19 protein-coding genes are annotated in these 18,034 nt (G+C 27.6%); 12 read left to right on the top strand and 7 right to left on the bottom strand.

The genetic code is table 11. The features are described from left to right. Positions 1 to 331 precede the first annotated feature (331 nt). The 6 genes from Q3223_RS08615 to Q3223_RS08590 form a co-directional block, all read right to left on the bottom strand. Positions 332 to 913 carry a 4Fe-4S binding protein gene (locus tag Q3223_RS08615; protein WP_074179104.1) on the bottom strand — a complete coding sequence of 194 codons (582 nt, stop codon included), beginning with the start codon at positions 911 to 913 and terminating at the stop codon, positions 332 to 334. Next, the gene (locus Q3223_RS08610) at positions 906 to 1,136 is read right to left on the bottom strand and encodes a 4Fe-4S dicluster-binding protein (RefSeq protein WP_231301148.1); all 231 of its coding nucleotides are present in this window, start codon (positions 1,134 to 1,136) and stop codon (positions 906 to 908) included. Before Q3223_RS08610 ends, Q3223_RS08615 begins: the two co-directional genes overlap by 8 nt. 638 nt (positions 1,137 to 1,774) lie before the next feature. Then, positions 1,775 to 2,050: a Mor transcription activator family protein gene (locus Q3223_RS08605; RefSeq protein ID WP_167640313.1), complete on the bottom strand. Its 276-nt coding sequence runs from the start codon at positions 2,048 to 2,050 to the stop codon at positions 1,775 to 1,777. A gap of 75 nt (positions 2,051 to 2,125) precedes the next feature. Then, on the bottom strand, positions 2,126 to 3,424 hold the full coding sequence (locus tag Q3223_RS08600; RefSeq protein WP_407811850.1) for a replicative DNA helicase: 1,299 nt from the start codon (positions 3,422 to 3,424) through the stop codon (positions 2,126 to 2,128). A 288-nt stretch (positions 3,425 to 3,712) separates the two neighbouring features. Then, on the bottom strand, positions 3,713 to 4,945 hold the full coding sequence (locus Q3223_RS08595) for a conserved phage C-terminal domain-containing protein (RefSeq protein WP_407811849.1): 1,233 nt from the start codon (positions 4,943 to 4,945) through the stop codon (positions 3,713 to 3,715). Between the two features lie 442 nt (positions 4,946 to 5,387). Continuing rightward, complete coding sequence (locus Q3223_RS08590; protein WP_054269144.1) at positions 5,388 to 5,645, bottom strand: Mor transcription activator family protein; 258 nt, start codon at positions 5,643 to 5,645, stop codon at positions 5,388 to 5,390. Between the two features lie 703 nt (positions 5,646 to 6,348). Between Q3223_RS08590 and Q3223_RS08585 the strand changes: the two genes are divergently transcribed. From Q3223_RS08585 to Q3223_RS08530, 12 genes are all read left to right on the top strand, one after another. After that, positions 6,349 to 6,570: a DUF1659 domain-containing protein gene (locus tag Q3223_RS08585; RefSeq protein WP_054269143.1), complete on the top strand. Its 222-nt coding sequence runs from the start codon at positions 6,349 to 6,351 to the stop codon at positions 6,568 to 6,570. Between the two features lie 86 nt (positions 6,571 to 6,656). Further along, positions 6,657 to 6,887, top strand: coding sequence for a DUF2922 domain-containing protein (locus tag Q3223_RS08580; RefSeq protein WP_054269142.1), 231 nt, complete (start codon positions 6,657 to 6,659; stop codon positions 6,885 to 6,887). A 12-nt stretch (positions 6,888 to 6,899) separates the two neighbouring features. Continuing rightward, positions 6,900 to 7,049, top strand: coding sequence for a YvrJ family protein (locus tag Q3223_RS08575; RefSeq protein WP_054269141.1), 150 nt, complete (start codon positions 6,900 to 6,902; stop codon positions 7,047 to 7,049). Positions 7,050 to 7,305: 256 nt separating this feature from the next. Further along, on the top strand, positions 7,306 to 7,743 hold the full coding sequence (locus tag Q3223_RS08570) for a LytTR family DNA-binding domain-containing protein (RefSeq protein ID WP_054269140.1): 438 nt from the start codon (positions 7,306 to 7,308) through the stop codon (positions 7,741 to 7,743). 248 nt (positions 7,744 to 7,991) lie between these two features. After that, entirely contained in the window at positions 7,992 to 8,891 is a 900-nt protein-coding gene (locus tag Q3223_RS08565) for a CPBP family intramembrane glutamic endopeptidase (RefSeq protein ID WP_407811848.1), read from the top strand. 76 nt (positions 8,892 to 8,967) lie between these two features. Continuing rightward, positions 8,968 to 9,792: a MerR family transcriptional regulator gene (locus Q3223_RS08560; RefSeq protein ID WP_054275873.1), complete on the top strand. Its 825-nt coding sequence runs from the start codon at positions 8,968 to 8,970 to the stop codon at positions 9,790 to 9,792. Positions 9,793 to 9,886: 94 nt separating this feature from the next. Next, positions 9,887 to 10,468, top strand: a complete 582-nt coding sequence (locus Q3223_RS08555) for a TetR/AcrR family transcriptional regulator (protein ID WP_219673758.1) — start codon at positions 9,887 to 9,889, stop codon at positions 10,466 to 10,468. Between the two features lie 95 nt (positions 10,469 to 10,563). Beyond that, complete coding sequence (locus tag Q3223_RS08550) at positions 10,564 to 10,740, top strand: hypothetical protein (RefSeq protein ID WP_054269136.1); 177 nt, start codon at positions 10,564 to 10,566, stop codon at positions 10,738 to 10,740. A gap of 563 nt (positions 10,741 to 11,303) precedes the next feature. Continuing rightward, the gene (locus Q3223_RS08545; protein WP_054275871.1) at positions 11,304 to 12,056 is read left to right on the top strand and encodes an ABC transporter ATP-binding protein; all 753 of its coding nucleotides are present in this window, start codon (positions 11,304 to 11,306) and stop codon (positions 12,054 to 12,056) included. Further along, entirely contained in the window at positions 12,046 to 14,166 is a 2,121-nt protein-coding gene (locus tag Q3223_RS08540; protein ID WP_407811847.1) for an FtsX-like permease family protein, read from the top strand. The genes Q3223_RS08545 and Q3223_RS08540 overlap by 11 nt, the downstream gene beginning before the upstream one ends. Before the next feature lie 180 nt (positions 14,167 to 14,346). Next, positions 14,347 to 15,057 (top strand): LytTR family DNA-binding domain-containing protein, encoded by a 711-nt coding sequence (locus Q3223_RS08535; RefSeq protein ID WP_054269133.1) that lies wholly within the window; start codon positions 14,347 to 14,349, stop codon positions 15,055 to 15,057. Between the two features lie 150 nt (positions 15,058 to 15,207). Next, positions 15,208 to 16,542, top strand: coding sequence for a sensor histidine kinase (locus Q3223_RS08530; protein WP_054269132.1), 1,335 nt, complete (start codon positions 15,208 to 15,210; stop codon positions 16,540 to 16,542). A gap of 439 nt (positions 16,543 to 16,981) precedes the next feature. Here Q3223_RS08530 and Q3223_RS08525 read toward each other — a convergent pair whose 3' ends face one another. Next, positions 16,982 to 18,004 carry a LacI family DNA-binding transcriptional regulator gene (locus tag Q3223_RS08525; RefSeq protein WP_054269131.1) on the bottom strand — a complete coding sequence of 341 codons (1,023 nt, stop codon included), beginning with the start codon at positions 18,002 to 18,004 and terminating at the stop codon, positions 16,982 to 16,984. Between the last annotated feature and the right edge of the window lie 30 nt (positions 18,005 to 18,034).

Raw genomic sequence — 18,034 nt, 5'->3', positions numbered from 1 at the left:
ATATGATATTAGTTATATCTACTTAATAGTTGTATATACTAGAAACTTTCCCATCCTAATTTCTAATAATTGCTAAATAATATATTTAAATAATTATTGTACATTTTAACATAAATATAAACATGCTTAGTTGCAAGTAATTCTAAGTTCATACAAACTTACTTGCAACCAAGTCTCTTATTCATTTTTTTATTCTTTCACTTGCAATATCATAGACTAAACCATCTTCCCTAAATGATATAACTTATTATCTTCATTACATTATTCAAAATCTACCTCAATATTTTCAAGGTCTTTTTCGCTGATATTTAAATCTGCACAAAACCTCTTTCTATACAGATTTACTCTTTGCCTTACATATCATCTGAGTCATAGTCCCCATAGGACAATAAACACACCATGAACGAGGCTTAAACAATACCATTGTAATCAATCCAAGTACAGTCGATGTAAGCATAACACTATAAAAACCAAAAGCAAACTGTACCATCCAAGGTGAAACTAAAGTTCCATGATACGCCCACTGCCAAGGCATTTTTATAGTCCATAGCAAAGTCACTACCTCTTTAAGACTTCTACTCCCTTCAAATACTAAATAAGTTGAGAAAAGCATATTAATAAACATCACCATAAAAAACGTCAAAAACCCATATCTAAACCACTTACTTCTAATAAATCTAGGAATATCTTTATTTCTTGACAGATTTAATTTATTTCCAAGCAGATTAAACAGTTGCCCTCTTCCACAATACTTATTACAATAGGCCTTATTCCCCTTGATAATAGAAATAATTAGTGGTACAAAGAAGCAAATTAATCCAATCCAAGCAAAAATAATATTTACAAATCCTAATATTAAATATATTGAGGAAAAAATCCATAAATAGTCATACCAATGTTTTTTATTATTCATGACACTTACCTTCTTCCTCTTTTAATATTGTTATAATCTCAATCACAGATGCTGGACATGTCTTTTCACAAATACCACATCCAACACATAAATCTCTATCAGTTTTTGCACTAATACCATGTGGAACTGAGATTGCCCCTCTTGGGCATACTTTTATACAGCTTCCACAAGCTACGCACTCATTTTCTAAAATATTTGCATACTTCTTTTTTTTGTTAGACATAATAACCTCCCTATATTATTAATCTATAAGAATTATATCAATATATTTGCTTTTTATCTGTGACTTAATCACATAAAATATCAATATTAAAATTGTACTCTATCTATGGAAGAAATTTAATTAATAACGAACCTATCTATTAGTTTCTAATCTTACACACATTTTTACTCTATTACTCACAATCTCACCTATCTATTACTTATAACTTTATACACATTCCTACTCTATTATTCACAGCTTAGACCTGTCTATGCTCGTAATTTTATACACATATTTCTTTATTAATCACACATCATACTCTTATACAAACTTTAACTACACACGCACATTTACCTTATTAGTATAGTTTAATACCTTAAAATCTTGCATATTCTTAACTATACATCCCATTTTACCTTACTAATTATAATTCATTCCTTTACATACTCATAATCTTATACACAGTTTTACCTTGTTAGCCACACATTTAACCCAAATATAACTCCAACTTTATTCACAAAATCATGTTATTAATCACACTTAGATTCCTCTATATCCTTAAACTTATACACATTCTTAATCTATTAATCACAACTTAACCCCAACTACATTAACCTATATTTTATGAACACCTCAAAATTGCCTTCTCCAAATTAACTCTATTTTTTTCTTACAATATACCTGACATTAATAACACTCATATCGAACATTCTTGCTAACTCCATATAATTTTTTCCATTAAACAATTTAATCATAAGCTCATTTCTAGCATCTTTTAAAGCACCTTCCATTGTCTTAATATAAAAATAGGTTCCCCCGCTTTTTTGACACAACTTAAGATATTCCAGCAAACTATACTTATGTAACTCCTTTGGAATACTCACTTCTATCTTGTGTTCTTCAAGTAATTCTATAATTTTCTCTAATTCTAGCATATTTTTACCTCATATTTTATATTATATTTCCTGTTTCTTACCTTTCAATAAGCTTATTATAGCTATCCTACTCACCTAATACTTTAGCTCCTGAAAATGCAACTTATCCCCAAAATAGCAAAAGTGCTTATGCTTGGTCTGTCCATCTCTACACTTTGCAACGATTAAATCAACCATCTTAATTCCCCTGTACTCTGATTCCCTAACTGCTTCCTCACTTTCTCCTATATCTTTAACTGCTTCTTCATAATCACTCCCTTTTAATTGATGTATATAAACCACATTGTTGCTATCGTGGTAAATAGCCTTACTATCCCTCATGGGTCTATCTCCATAAGGTCTTGAATCTTTCATTTCATCATTTAACTGACTTAATTGAATTATTGGTATATCAAAATCCAAAGTCATATTTTTAAGCTCTCTAGAAAATGTAGCTACTTCTCTTTCCCTTTTATCCATACTTTTCTGAGATGTAAGTAGTTGCACATAATCCACTATTAATAAATCTGGCTTTACCTGCCTTATCCTCTTTCTAATTGAACTAATTGTATCTATCTTGTCATTTATGTAAATTAAGTTATTCTCACTCAAATCGCCTATTGCACTTACAATAAGCTTCCAATCATTTTCACTTATCTCTTTAGACTTCATATTTCTTGTACTTACACCTGTCATCCTACATATATTTCTCATAAACACTTGCTCACTAGTCATCTCTCTACTTATAAATAAAGTCTTTTTTCCTTGCTTAACTGAGTTTAACATTATTTGAAGTGCCAAAGCAGTCTTTCCAACCCCAGACTTAGCTGCTATTGTAGTCAGTTCCCCTTTAAAAAGACCACCTATAGTTGCATCAAGTAACTTTATGCCAAATTTAAAACCAACTTCTTTATCATTTTCCAAGAAATCTAGTACCTTTTCTGCAATACTATTTACATCATCATTTTCATGGGTATCTCTGTCTAAAATTTCTTTTATATTATTTTCAAACTTGTATATGCAGGTGTCGATATTTTCTCCAAGGTTTAGACTTTGTAAAAGTCTTTGACAGTTTTGATTTATACTTCTTCTAGCTAAGTTTTCTTTTAAAATCTTAATATGGCTATCAATCCCAAAATTCTGTCCCCAAGTGATTAGACTAGTTAAGCTACTCGTTTTTATCGCTAGAGATTTTCTATCTATCCTAGACTTTACAGTAGCTACATCAATCACTATGTTTTCTTTTTTAAGCTCTTTCATAATTTTAAATATCTCAAAACATATATTTTCCATAAACATGTCCTCACTTAATTCATCTAACTTATAGTTTAATTTATTGTCTAAAAGAATTGTGCCTAAAATAGATTTTTCTATTTCAACATCTGATTTACCCATATAAATTAATCTCTCTTTCTTAATAAGTTTTTTATATTTTAATTTTTAAGTACATTATCGGTTATAAATACATTATTCATTATGATATGATATGTTGTTTGTTATGAATATATTGTTAGTTACAATACTATTGGCTATGAATACATTATTAGAATAAAAATACATTGTTAGTTATAGATACATTACTAATTATGACGTGATACACTGTTTATTATGAATACATTGTCAGTTACAATATGATTATTAGTTATAATACGACAATTAGCTACGAATACATTATTATACTAATTAAATTTCACATATAGGATTCCAGTACCTTACATTCTCATGTTTTTTTCTCTCACGACTACTATTGTCATATGTTGTATAGTTAGAATGTCCATAATTACAGTTGTGATGACTATTACCCTCTTTACACTGATAAACATTGTTTTGACTTTTTATAGATATGTTTTCATTCACATATGATTCAAATTTATAGCTAAATAAAGTCTCTGGTCTTATATACATTTCCATTATGGTATTCTTCCACTTAGCTACTTTTACCTCAATAACTCTGTAGAAATCTTCTAAGACATAACCTTCCTTTAGCCTTTCATTGATAAGTTTTATACTTATTGGAGAATTGATTTTAAAATTCTTTCCTGATTTTTTGTTTAGCATGTTTATAATGTTTTGTTGTATATTTTTTTTATTAAATTTATTTAAAGATTCTTTTTTACTTGTTACAGATTTAGTTTCTTTTTGTATATTATGAATGCGATTAAAGGAATTATTTTTACTTGTGATACCTATATCACTGGATATTTTGCTATTGCTGGATTTTATGACATTTTTAACTTGATTATTTTCTATACTATTATTAACTCTTTTATATATGTCATTGTACGTATCGTTAAGGTTTAGATTTATTGGTTTTGATAGTAGATTAGAGTTGTCCTCTTTTGATTTTTTTATATTAAAGGATTCATTGATATAGTTTTTGATAGTGTTAATATTAGAAATGGATTTATTAATTATAGTGTCTTTGCTATGGAAATTATCACGACTATACTCTGTATCGTTAGACAAATCCTTATTATCTTTATACTCAAGCTCTACATTCACGCCACTATTAAAGGATTCCTCTTTATCATCATAATCAAATTCTATATCACTATCAACTAAATCCCCATTAACATCACCTTCCATGTGAGTGTTTTCAGATAAGTTTCCATCAAATTCTACACTTACGTAACTATATATAGAATGGTTTTTACCTTTTACACCTTTAGATACCAACCTTATTATTCCTAAATCCAAAAACTCTCTTACAAGCCTACTTATAGTAGAAATAGACAGATGTAAGTCTGTAGCAGTTCTTCTCACTGTCATATAAAATTGACCCATTGGTAAAGTACCTTGAAACCTTTGTATATTTTCTTTTCTCATTATATAGTGATTAAATCTTATTTTGTTAATATCATTCTTTATATCAAAACCCAATACCGCTGAATTCAATTTGTAAAATCCATTACTCATCTCTATTTCCCCCATCTCTATTAATAAGTGCTTGTAACAAGTTAATTATTATTTTTATATAAATAACACAATAGTTTAAATATAAATATATATTTTTTTTAATTACATAACTTATTCCTTAAAATATCTATTTATATCCTTAAAAATACAAATATATTATGTCATATTAATTTATATTTTTTTATTTATATAGCTTATTTACTGTTTTTTCCCCTTTGTACAAGCAATTGTATCATTTTATCTATTTTTTAGCCAACAAATATTTTCGACTATTTTCTTTACATTCTCAATATATCTCCAGTATCTAACAAATTCTTTTATAGAATATACAATGTATTTAAATTAAAAAGCAGTAATTTTAGTTTTTTTGTCTAAAAAAATTTTGCAAAATGTCTTTTCTGTCTTTTATCTTTAGACTTTATGAGACATTTTGTATTATATTTTATATTCCATTTTCATTTAATATTCGCTTAAGATTACTTACACACATATTATACTTAATAGCCAACTCGTTGTAATTTACTCCATTAAACTGTTTTACTATCTCCCTATCTCTTGCATATCTAAAAAGGCCCTTACATGTTGGTATATAGGTGTTTGTCCCTCCATACAACTTAGCAATCTCTATGAACTTATCAATCCCCACTATTTCTATCATTGCATGAAACTGAACTGGTATATCCTCTAATTTTATTTTCATAAACTACATTCCCCCTTAAAATATTTTTTATAGCCTTAACAAAGTTTTTATTCAGTATATTATTAAATCAATTAACTTTGTTGATTTTCAATCAGCTCTATTGACTCAATCAGTTCTATTAAATCAATTAACTTTGTTGATTTTCAATCAACTCTATTGACTCAATTAACACTATTTACTAAAAAAAATGCTTATTAATTTTACACTTTCATTTGCTCCAATATAAATCTTCTTAATCTAATAACTTTATTTATCTGAACAAAAAATTTACTCCTTTTAATAAACTTAATAAAATTTTTCATAACATAATAACTTTGTTGGCCTTAATAAAGATTTTAATGGTTTAAAAGTAAAATGTTAATATTGGACTTTTAACTTTTTTATTTACAGATTAAATTTAATAATTTTTTAAACACTCCCCAATCTTTGAGTATTTAATTTTAGACACACACAATTTCAAACAGCAATAGCTCAAAGTCCTAGAAAAACACACAAATACCACATCAAAAATATTGAAAATAAGTCTTCAAATATAACATATAAATTAAATAAATATACCTACATCAAAATTTTTCCAATAAAAATTTACACAAATAATCTTAAGAAATTACTGTTTAACTCCGATATTATCTTAGATGATAGTATTATAGTTACCAAAGAAAGTCGACAAATCTTTGAAATTAAATTTTTAGGAGGTAATTTTATGGCAGTTGTTTCAACAAAAAATTTATCTAGTATAAAATTAAAATTGGATGCTGGTTTTGATGATAAGGGTAAGGCGGTTATTAAAAGTAAGTCATTTGCAAACGTAAAGGCAGAAGCATTAGATGATGATGTTTATACTGTTGCAGAAGCAATAGCAGGGCTTCAAGAAAACCCTATTGTAGATATTTTAAAATTAGACAGTACATCATTATCTAAATAATATCTTTTAAATATACCAACAACAATTAAAATCAACCACTAATAGTAACAATTAAAAATATAAATTATTATAACGGAGGTAACTGTATGGAGATTAAGAAAAAATTAGTCATGAGTTTTAAAAATATAAAGGATAAGCAAGTTTCTTTTTCTATAGAAAATCCAAAAGATAACTTAACTGAAGAAGATATAAAATCTGTTATGGATTTAATAATATCTAAAAATATTTTTTCAGTTGGAGGATTCGACCTTGCTTCTGCTGTTGAAGCTAAGGTTGTAGAAACAAATACCACTCCTTATGACTTAGTTATAGAATAGGAGGTTAATTTCATGGACGATAGTTTACAGCTGTTAATAACAAATGTTGGTTTCCCTATAGCCCTATCCATGTATTTATTGGTTAGAATTGAAGGTAAATTAAATACTTTATCAAACAGTATTGATACACTATCCAAAAATATTTTGGTATTTAAGAAATAATTTTGACAATATATAAAATCATAAAATAGGTCCATTTGTAAGATAATTAGATATATTCTATGAAAAATACTATGATATTTGGAAAAATAATCCAAATATCTATAGTATTTTTTTGAATTTTGCAACCTCAAATTTGAATTTCACTATTTTGTTTTTGAATTTCACTATACTTAATTTGAAATTCAGAACGCATCTAGTTGGACTCAATAAGATATAATGCTATTCTAATGACAGTAATAAAATGAGGTGATGATTAATGAAAATACATGTCGAACAAGCTACTAATTGCGATGATATTGAGATAACTATAAAATGCTCTACCTTAGATAATAACATCGAGAAAATAATTTCATTATTAAGTACACCACTACTTGATATAAAAGGGAAAAAATCAGGAGAGATTTATAAACTTAATGTCTGTGATATTTTATATTTTGAGACAGTAGGAAACAAGACATTTGCTTATTATGAGGATGATGTGTTTGAAATTGATTTAAAGATATATAAATTATCAAAATTATTAGTTAATACGTCCTTCTCACGAATATCTAAATCCATGATTTTAAATAGGGACTACATAGAAAGCATAAAAATAATATCACATAATCGTATGCAAGCCACTTTAACAAATAATGAAAAGGTTATTATTAATCGCCGTTACATAAAAAATATTAGAGAAAAGCTAAACATTTAATAAATCTTAAAGTATTTTATTAATATAACTAATTTTATATTTTTGACCTATATTATAATCAAAACAGTACAACATATTTGGTCAGTGTTAAATGCTAACTAATCATATTTAGTGTAGAAACAATTAGCAAAAATATAAGAAATAATATATTATCATAACTGAGAGTTGCTACTAGATTATACCTTATTACAAAAAAATCAACTAATACAAATTAAAACGCTCTTATAAAATGAAAGGATAGTGAAAAGATGCAAATATATAATACCCCTTTTAATACAAATAAACACTTAAGCTATTTTTTTACATTTACTTTATTATTAAATTGGATATTCAGTCTTACACCTGCACTGCTCGGGATTACTGGTACTATACTTGGAGAACTTATTTTTTATCTTGGATATACATCACCAGCTATTGTAGGTCTATTTTTTATCTCTACCATATATCCAGATAATGCAAAAAAAGATTTTTCTTATAGAGTTTTTAGCTTTAAAGAAATGGGCATAAAATGGCCATTATTTACAATACTATTCTTTGCCTCAATCTTTATAGTTTCTTTAATAATAGGTAATCATTTTAATGAGAAAACTTCTAATATAAATTTGATGCATATGTCAATATATGAACCTTCTAAAATTGCATTCATGCTATTATCAAGCTTTATATTAAGTATACTTAGTCAAGAAGCAGGATGGAGAGGATACTGTATTGACAAACTCTTAGTAAGATTTGGATTTACAACTTCTTCAATTATTTTAGGAATTATTTGTGGAATTTGGTATATAGGGTCTTATTTTACTTTTGGTCAAATGCCCTATAATCTAGCACAAGATTCTTTATTTAATGCAGTTTTATTTATACCAAACATTGTACTTTTAACCTTTATAATTAATTTTGTGTATATAAATACCAATAGAAGCATTTTAGCAGCTGGATTTGTCCATATGATGTACAATTTTTTTAATATCCAATTGTTATCTCAATACTCTATTAAATTATGTGTAATATCTCAATATGTACAAATAGTATTTGGACTAGTATTTGTTGTATACATACTTTATTCTAATAAATTCAAACAAAAAGTAGATTCTGAAATTGAACAGATAAAGTCAAATGATTTTGAATTTGAGCTAGATTTGCAACCTTAACGTATTTTCCTAAACGCTTGAAGTATATAAAAACAAAATATATACTGATTATAAGTGAAAAGGAGGTCGCATTTTCATGTTTAAAATTGGAGAAGTTTCAAAATTGACACAGATATCTATTCGTATGTTACGTTATTATGATGAACTTGGTATTTTAAAACCAGCAGAAATAGATAAATATACAGGTTATCGCCTATACTCAGTTGAACAGATTTCAACTTTGCAAAAAATCGTCTTATTAAGAGATTCAAAGTTTAGTGTTGCAGAAATATCAAATATATTACATAATTGGGATGATGAATTTGTGATTCAGGAATTAAATCGGAAAAAGAATGAAATACAAAAGGAAATACAACAAGAGAAACAGAGAATAAATAAAATTGATAAATTTATAGAAGCCTTAAAATGTGATAAAGATGAGATTCGTCATAATGTTGTCTTTAAGAAAATTCCAAGTTATAAAATCATATCTCTTAGAGAAATAATACCAGACTACTTCTATGAAGGTATCCTCTGGAAAAAGTTATCTGATTTTATTAATGAGGAACATATAGAAGTATCACGTCAATCCAACAATAATATAGCGTTTTATCATGATGAAGAGCTTACAGGTAATGGCGTAGATGTTGAGGTTGGAATGGTCGTAAAGAAGTTTGGAAAGAATAAGTCCAAATTTACATATCGCGAGACAGAAGAAGTTGATATAATGGCATGCACCATGGTATATGGACCATATGAAAATATAGCTGGTGCATATGAATCCTTTTGTTATTGGTTGGATAAGAATAGTGATTATAAGATGTCAGGTGTAAATAGACAGCTTGGTCATAAAGGTGAGCATAATGAATCAAATCCTGAGAATTATCTTACAGAAGTTCAAATCCCCCTTATAAAGGTCTAAGCACCCATTGACATCCCAAAATTTTCATGATAGTATCTAAACGTGTATTAAACACGTTTAATTTTTTTATAGGGAAATTTTTGAGGGGAAAATTATGAGAACAGATTCTACAAAAGAACAGCTAATTAATGCCACAATCCAGTTATTATCTTCGCATAAAGATATTTCAAGCATTACAGCTAGAGAAATTGTAGCTAAGGCAAATGTCAATTTAGCTATGATTAACTATTGTTTTAAATCTAAAGAAGCATTAGTTAATACTGCTATTAAAAAGTTTTTAAAGTGTCATATGGATGAGTATAAAGCCTCACATGATATTAAAGATTTAGTGCCTAAACAGCAGTTACGAGAAATAATAATTGCATTTTTTGAATTTATAGACGCACATAGTCAATTTATAAGAGTTTCTGTACCCTACATATTGGTACAAGAGGAAATTATTTATCCATTCGAGATACTTCCTTTAGTTAAAGCTCATTATGAAAATCAGAACAATAAAAAAATTGAGGCTGAATACAGAACTATTGCTTATCAAATAACTTCATTTATTCAGTTGCTTTGCCTTCGTTCTGATGCTTTTTTTAAGTATAGTGGTATTGATATTATGAATGTTGAACAAAGGAATAGTCTAATAGATTTTCAGTTAGATTTACTTCTAGTAGATACTATAAAATAATGATATATTAGCTTTTTTGCTGTATAGCCCTGGTAATGGTTGAAAATATTCTCATTGACTAAAAGATATTTACATTAAATAGGGAGGGAGTTTTAATGTTTTTTACATTTATAGGAGTAATATCAGCAATTTTATTATTGTTCACAATTATATGTGGTTTATGGATAAAACTTAATAACCGTAATAATGACTCAAATTCTCACTTTACTTTTTCGATACTTTCAATTGTTTTTTCATTGTTGATTGTAGTATCTTTTTTGGTAAGAAATTAATGTCTTTATTATAATAATTTACGATGATATGGAGATTATTTGACTATCTTAAAGGTGTCTCTATCGCTTTTTAGGATATTTTTAAATCTCTATTTATATTTTCTATAGGCTCATTATGATTTTTATATTAGTAGTTCTTTTATATTTTTAACACCAAACTTTAAATTTTTTAGCAATTTATTTGGTTTAATACTATAGTATCCCTTTCCAATTCTATCACATATATTTTTTAAAATCTTTTCTAAATACTACTTCACTACTCCATGACCCTTTTTCTCAATATATTATCTTACTCTACCATGATAATCGATACCTATAAGCACACTTATAAACTTTCTCACTATCACTACTCAACAGAACCATAAACTATACTACCTCTCACACTTTGAACCTACCATGACTGAAATCACAGAGTTCCTACTTCATAGAATTTTGCATAATCAATAATACATTTTCAAGTATTACAAAAAAACATCCAATTCTTACAATAGGGCTGGTATTTCTCTACCCCTTTAAAATGCTATCATTGACTTACAAGATAAATGAAAGCGAGGATGGTATATATGCTTAAAGTAAACCACTTATGTAAATCATACAAAACAGGTAATAAAACATATCCAGTATTAAAAAATATTTCTTTTGAAATCAACAAAGGTGAATTTGTAGCAATTATGGGTTCATCAGGAAGTGGAAAAACCACTCTCCTAAATTGTATCTCATGCTTTATTCCAATTGACGATGGCGAAATAACTCTTGGAAACAATAATATAAGAAATTTACAAGAAAAAGAACTTTCTGAAGTTAGAAACCAACAATTAGGATTTGTATTCCAAGACTTCATGCTATTTGATGGTCTTAGCGTCTTTGAAAATATATGTGTTCCACAAATTATCAAAGGTGGTCAAGTCTTACAAATGGAAAATCGTGCCATTAGTCTATGCGAACTATTCGGTATTGAACATATTAGAAAAAAATACCCCGCTGAAATATCTGGTGGAGAAAAGCAACGTACAGCAGTAGCAAGAGCACTTATGAATAACCCTGATTTAATATTAGCAGATGAGCCAACTGGTAACCTTGATAGTAAGTCTTGTCGTACAGTTATTGATTCGTTTCTAAAAGCAAAACAGGAGTTAGATGCTACTATACTTATGGTTACACACGATAGCTTTGCAGCAAGCTTCTGTGACCGTGTTATTGTCCTTAAAGATGGAACAGTTTATAAGGAGGTTGTAAAATCAAATTCAAGACGTGAATTTCTAGATGAATTACTAGAACTTTTAAAAGAAATGGGAGGCGCTCAAGATGACAATTAATAAGTTATATGGAAAACTTCGAGCCTACAATTGGAAGAACTATACTACCCTATTCTTTTGTATAATACTTTCTGTAGTACTAGTTACTTCATATGCTCTAATTTATTTTAGCCCAACAGTACAAAATATCCTCCCAACTGGTGGAGATAGTAGAAAACAAGCTACAATGATATTCTCAGTTGCTATATTAGGATGTGCTGTCTTTACTACATATGCTTCTTCCCTATTTTTAAAATTTAAAAGTAAAGAAATTGGTATTTTCATGGCTCTAGGAGCAGATAAGAAAAAATTAAAAAAACTTCTATTCTCAGAAATATTGTTGATTTCTATAATATGCTGTTTTTTAGGTCTTTTATTGAGTGTACCTGTCTCTTTTGGAATCTGGAAGATATTCCAATTAGTGATTATTGACACTAGAGAAATGACATATCATTTTGGGACTCAAGGATTCATATATGGATTTATATTCTGTATATTTGTGACATTTTGTATATTTATGCTTTCATCAAAATTTATCAATCGTACAAATATAATTGATATACTAAATGACCAGAGAATATCTGAACCAATACAGGATGTAAAGGAATGGTATGGTATATTAGGCATGATTTTTGTTATACTAGGTATTATTTTAGGTTATATTGTACCTTCAATAGTTATAGATAAATTAAACTATGTATTACCATCTATATGGAGTATTACCTACCTATTCTCTGCTATTGGAATCTACATGGTTATGACATATATAGTAGTACATGCAAAAAGAGGAAAACACCCTGAGAAATACTACAAAAATATCATATCAACTAGTATGATGAGATTTATGGGAAGACAGACAGTAAAAAATATGTGTGTTATTTCATTTTTAATTGCAGGAGCATTATTTGCTATATTCTATATTCCTAATATGGTCACAGGAATTTATGATAATATTAAAAACAACCCTATCGATTACACTTTTACCTACAATCAAAGAGATAAACAGGTATCAAAAAAAGATATTGAACAATTAGCAGATAAATACAATATAGATATTCACAACTATATGGAACTTCCTTCTATTGAATTGATTGTTGATGGTGTGGAGTCAACACGTCATAAAAATGGAACTATTGACAATGTATACCTGAAAAAAAGTTCCTATGACATGTTCTTTAATTCTAAAGATTTTTCTAAATTAATTGGGAAACCAATAAATATAAAAAATGGTGAATATCTTGCTGTTGTAAATAAAGAGAATGAAAATCAAGACTACGATTATACCAAATTTATATCAAGTCCAGTAACAGAAAAAGAAATGCCTTTTAGACATGCTGGAAATCTAATCTTTAATGGCTCTTTTTTTCAAAACAAAAGTATGAATGTTTATGTTCTTAATGAAAATGATTATAAAGCATTTACTAAAGATTTATCTATAAAAAATTACAATAATTCTGTACTATTTAATGTAGATAATTCTAAAGATACTTATGCTTTTGCTAATGATTTAAAGGCAGAGATTATAAAAAGAACATCTAAAGAACTGGGTATGTTTACTGGTTATGATGAGTATGTAAAAAAACGTTATGAATCAACTGGAGAGAAGTATTTTATGGATGAGAGATATACAAGTGGAGAAGGACCTCTAAAATTAGAACCAGACAATAATCAACTGTACCTTAATTGGAAATACTATCCCAACTTTAAAATTTTACAAAGCCAAGATATGATAAAAAATATGGCAGTCTTTTTAATGTTATTTATATATGTAGCAATCATCTGTTTCGCAGCAGTTGGAATCATTGCATATACAAGAGGTGTCACTATAGCTATGAATCATAAGCAAGTTTTTATGGACTTAAGTCGATTAGGAGCTAATAACGACTATATAAAATTCTGTATTAAAAATCAATTAAAGAAAGTATTTTCATACCCTCTTATTGTAGGAAGTTTTGTAATCTATCTATTTAATTTTATGATTATGATTAACAATGATAGTAGAATTGTCAACAGCGAGGTGCATGCTCTTTTGATAAACTTAGGTCTTATAGGGATTTGTGGTATCTATATGTACCTTGTATATCTGTTAACTTATAAGAAATTCAAAAATATTATTGGGATTTCAAAGTAAGAAAAGCCATTGGAATCTCAAAATAAGTTTAATAAAATAGTTTTAGGTATCATCTATCCTGATATAGAAAACTTTATTTTGCTACTTAGATATATTTGTTATCTCATTATATATATCTAGGTAGCAAGATATATTATATACTTAATTATATAAACATAAAACTTGAAAGGAGATTACACATTGATTTCGATTTGTATTTGTGATGATGAAAAACAACAAAGAAATATGTTAAATAAAATCATTACAAGGGAAATGGATTTGTGGGGTTACCCATGCCAAATAAAAGAGTATTCAAATGGTGAAAGCCTAATATACAACCTAGAGCAAGAAAGCTATTATATGGATATTATTTTTTTAGATATTGAACTTGGTGAAAGCAATGGTGTTGATATAGCAAAGACTATACGAAGATACTCAGAAGATACTATAATTATCTTTGTCACAGGTTTTTCTGATTATGTGTTTCATGGGTATGATGTAGGTGCTTTGAACTATATCTTAAAGCCTTACAAAAGTGAAAAAATATCCGAGGTACTAAAAGAGGCACTAAAAAAATTAGAACAATGGAAAGAAAACTTTATTACAGTTCAAATTGGAACTAACCTTTGTAAAATCAATATGAAAGACATTATCTACTTTAAAAGTGAGCTAAGAAAATTGACTGTAGTGACCTCTGATAGAACTTTAGAATATTATGGGAAGTTAAACGATATGGAAACTGTTCTTCCATCTAACTTTGTACGCACACATCAAAGGTATATTGTTAATCTAAACCATGTAGATAGTGTAAATCAAACTTATGCTAAAGTTCATAATGAAAAAATTCCTATAAGCCGTCAAAAGTATCAAGAAGTTGTAGGAAAATTTACAAGGTATATATTGGAAACTTAATTTTAAAAATGATATTAAAAACTTAAACTCAAGAATGAGTTAGAATCTTTATTTTTAAAGATATATTAAAAATTTAAATTCAAGATAATATATTAAAATCTTAGTTTTAAAATACATATTAGAATACGATTTTTTAGAAAGGTATCTTAGATGAACTCTTATTCTTTACTTAATAATGGCACAACTTTTATCATCGTTTTAATTAATATTTACATAGCTTTTTTTCTTTATAAGTTGACTTCTTATTTTATAGACTTTAGAAACCATTGGATTTTTAAAGTCATATTGATTTTTGGTTACTCTATTATCAGCCAGATGATAATATGGGCTTCCGACCCTGTAAATATTTTATTTACATTACTTGGGTATATGATAATGCTTATAATCTGTAGTAAAAGTAGATTGATTCCCATAGTATCAATTATCATGATACTCTACCCTATTATAGTTGGTATCAATTTTCTTTTTATAAACAACCCTCTATATAGGGAACTTATCTGTTCAAGTGAGTATCTTTTAATACTTTCAATTGTTAAGATAGTCTCTGCTATAATAAAATTATTGTTTTGGTTTTTTATACACATGTTCTTAAAAAATAGATTAGTCAACATAAAACAGTACCTATCAAACAAGATATGGATTTTTATCGACATGGTCTGTATAGCTTCATTTTTATCAATATTAATTGCTATTATTCTGCCACCAACTAACTTAATTCCTATGGGTAGTAAAAACAATATTATCTTAGGTGATTCTTATGGCACTTATATAATCATTTTATCAGCAATTATAGCAAATATTGGTGTAATACTTCTTTTACAACCATTAATTGAAAATGTAAAGATGAAGATAGAAAATCAAGCAAATCACATAAAAGAAAAATACTACAACTTACTAGAAAATCAACAGATTCAAATACGTAAAATACGTCATGATATGAATAACCACTTTCAAATGATTGAATCGTATTTAGAGGTGGAAGATATTGATGGAGCTAAAGAATATTTTAATCAGTTGAAAATAGGACTTGGCACTCTTAGTGGCAAGCAATTTTGTAAAAATCAAGCTCTTAATTCAATTTTAAATCTTCGTCATACAAAGTTAGAAGAAAATGGAGTTGATGTCCATTTTAATATAGATATAGACAATCACTTAGGTATAGAGCCTATAGATTTGTGTACTATTTTTTCAAATTCTTTGGATAATGCTATAGAAGCATCTTTAAAAATATCAGATTTATCAAATAGAAAAGTGGTGTTAAAGGCTCGTTGTGAGAAAGAGTATTTTAGCTATTTGTTGACAAATAATAAAGTAAATCCTATTAATAAAAAACATGAATTATTTGTTTCAGATAAAAAAGATAGTAATTCTCATGGATATGGTATTGAGAATATTAGAGGAATTGTCGATAAGTATAATGGAGAGTTGAACATCTCTTATACAGATAATGAATTTTCTTTATTTCTTTATATTAGATTATTTTAGTTTGTTAGCACAAGACTCATATACAAATCACATAAAAAACTGGTGTTAAATACAGAAATACATATATCAATATTCTGACAAAAGTATTAGTATATCAAATATTAGATAGTTTAAAAGGAAATATTATTGATGAGGAGCTGGAACTAGATAAGCCTGAATTTCTTGAATCAATAGATGAATGTAAATTATTCAAAGCATCACATTATGAGCAAGTTGAATTAATATCACATATAAGTTTAGCAATAATTCTTATTAATAAGATTATCCTCAACATACTAAAATAATAGTAAATAAAAAAATACTATTAAAATCTAATATCTAATTGCCTTACAAAATATATAAATAATTAAAACTGTTATTAATTGATTATAAAAATCATTTTAATAACAGTTTTTTGATTTCTTATAAAACTATCTTATATATTTAAACTAACTCCCATTTAAATCGTAGAATCCCTTTCAATTAATTCAGGCTTAAGCATCTCAACTATTGGTTCACATTTATCCTCATTTAGCAAAACTTTAAGTATATTAATAGTCTTGTCAATCAATAAATTTAATGGTTGTCTAATTGTTGTTAAACTATAGCTTTTCCATGAAGCCATCTGAATATCATCGTATCCTATTACTGATAAATCCTCTGGTATTCTCAATTTATATTCAAATCTCGCTGCATCCATCACACCAGTAGCTATTAAGTCACTTGTACAAAAAATTGCTGTTGGAGGGTTTGATAATGCTAACATTCTTTTCCCTGCTTCATAACCAGATTCATAATCATAGTTTGCTGATTCCTCTTTAAGGCTATGAATCCCATTTTGTCTTAACTTAGAATAAAATCCAATCTTCTTTTCCATTTCTTCACTAGTTTCTCTTGTAAATTGAATATATCCTATATTGCTATGCCCCTTGTTAATAAGATACTCAGCAGCCATTCCACCACCTTCAATTGGGTCTACATAGACTGTACTTATTTTTATACCTGGTATAAAACGATTAAAAAGTATGACAGGAATATTATTTTCTTCACATGTCTCAGCCATAACCTTATTCATAGCTGAAGCAGTAATAACTACTGCTTCCACTTGAAACTGAATTACTTTTGAGATTATACTGTCTATACTTTCCTGTCTAGGAACTTTAAAAACAAGACATTGCTTACCAATTTCTTGAATTTTTTCTACAAATAGGTCAATAATCCTATTGTAAAACGGACCTAAGCTATCTCCCACTATCAACCCTATGACATTTGTTTTTCCACTAATCATTCCTCTTGCAACTAGATTAGGAACATACCCAATTTCATCCGCTATACGAAAAATTTTTTCTCTTACCTCAGGTTTTACACCCTTTCCATTTGCACTACCAAATGCTCTTGAAACAGATGATTGAGATACTCCTGCCAATCTTGCGACATCTTTTGATGTAGCTGATTTATTATAATGAACTTTCTTTTGATTCATTTAGTATTTCTCCTTAAATATCTAGTATTT

Origin of the sequence: Clostridioides sp. GD02367, from assembly GCF_045900275.1 — a bacterium.
Lineage (GTDB): Bacteria > Bacillota > Clostridia > Peptostreptococcales > Peptostreptococcaceae > Clostridioides > Clostridioides difficile_A.
The sequence above is the reverse complement of the archived record's forward strand: the minus strand, read 5'-3'. Positions and strand labels throughout refer to the sequence as shown.

What these genes read in the sequence shown, in the direction of transcription:
- Q3223_RS08615 (WP_074179104.1), bottom strand. Translation starts at nt 913, where the DNA reads ATGAATAATAAAAAACATTGGTATGACTATTTATGGATTTTTTCCTCA.
- Q3223_RS08610 (WP_231301148.1), bottom strand. Translation starts at nt 1,136, where the DNA reads ATGTCTAACAAAAAAAAGAAGTATGCAAATATTTTAGAAAATGAGTGC.
- Q3223_RS08605 (WP_167640313.1), bottom strand. Translation starts at nt 2,050, where the DNA reads ATGCTAGAATTAGAGAAAATTATAGAATTACTTGAAGAACACAAGATA.
- Q3223_RS08600 (WP_407811850.1), bottom strand. Translation starts at nt 3,424, where the DNA reads ATGGGTAAATCAGATGTTGAAATAGAAAAATCTATTTTAGGCACAATT.
- Q3223_RS08595 (WP_407811849.1), bottom strand. Translation starts at nt 4,945, where the DNA reads ATGAGTAATGGATTTTACAAATTGAATTCAGCGGTATTGGGTTTTGAT.
- Q3223_RS08590 (WP_054269144.1), bottom strand. Translation starts at nt 5,645, where the DNA reads ATGAAAATAAAATTAGAGGATATACCAGTTCAGTTTCATGCAATGATA.
- Q3223_RS08585 (WP_054269143.1), top strand. Translation starts at nt 6,349, where the DNA reads ATGGCAGTTGTTTCAACAAAAAATTTATCTAGTATAAAATTAAAATTG.
- Q3223_RS08580 (WP_054269142.1), top strand. Translation starts at nt 6,657, where the DNA reads ATGGAGATTAAGAAAAAATTAGTCATGAGTTTTAAAAATATAAAGGAT.
- Q3223_RS08575 (WP_054269141.1), top strand. Translation starts at nt 6,900, where the DNA reads ATGGACGATAGTTTACAGCTGTTAATAACAAATGTTGGTTTCCCTATA.
- Q3223_RS08570 (WP_054269140.1), top strand. Translation starts at nt 7,306, where the DNA reads ATGAAAATACATGTCGAACAAGCTACTAATTGCGATGATATTGAGATA.
- Q3223_RS08565 (WP_407811848.1), top strand. Translation starts at nt 7,992, where the DNA reads ATGCAAATATATAATACCCCTTTTAATACAAATAAACACTTAAGCTAT.
- Q3223_RS08560 (WP_054275873.1), top strand. Translation starts at nt 8,968, where the DNA reads ATGTTTAAAATTGGAGAAGTTTCAAAATTGACACAGATATCTATTCGT.
- Q3223_RS08555 (WP_219673758.1), top strand. Translation starts at nt 9,887, where the DNA reads ATGAGAACAGATTCTACAAAAGAACAGCTAATTAATGCCACAATCCAG.
- Q3223_RS08550 (WP_054269136.1), top strand. Translation starts at nt 10,564, where the DNA reads ATGTTTTTTACATTTATAGGAGTAATATCAGCAATTTTATTATTGTTC.
- Q3223_RS08545 (WP_054275871.1), top strand. Translation starts at nt 11,304, where the DNA reads ATGCTTAAAGTAAACCACTTATGTAAATCATACAAAACAGGTAATAAA.
- Q3223_RS08540 (WP_407811847.1), top strand. Translation starts at nt 12,046, where the DNA reads ATGACAATTAATAAGTTATATGGAAAACTTCGAGCCTACAATTGGAAG.
- Q3223_RS08530 (WP_054269132.1), top strand. Translation starts at nt 15,208, where the DNA reads ATGAACTCTTATTCTTTACTTAATAATGGCACAACTTTTATCATCGTT.
- Q3223_RS08525 (WP_054269131.1), bottom strand. Translation starts at nt 18,004, where the DNA reads ATGAATCAAAAGAAAGTTCATTATAATAAATCAGCTACATCAAAAGAT.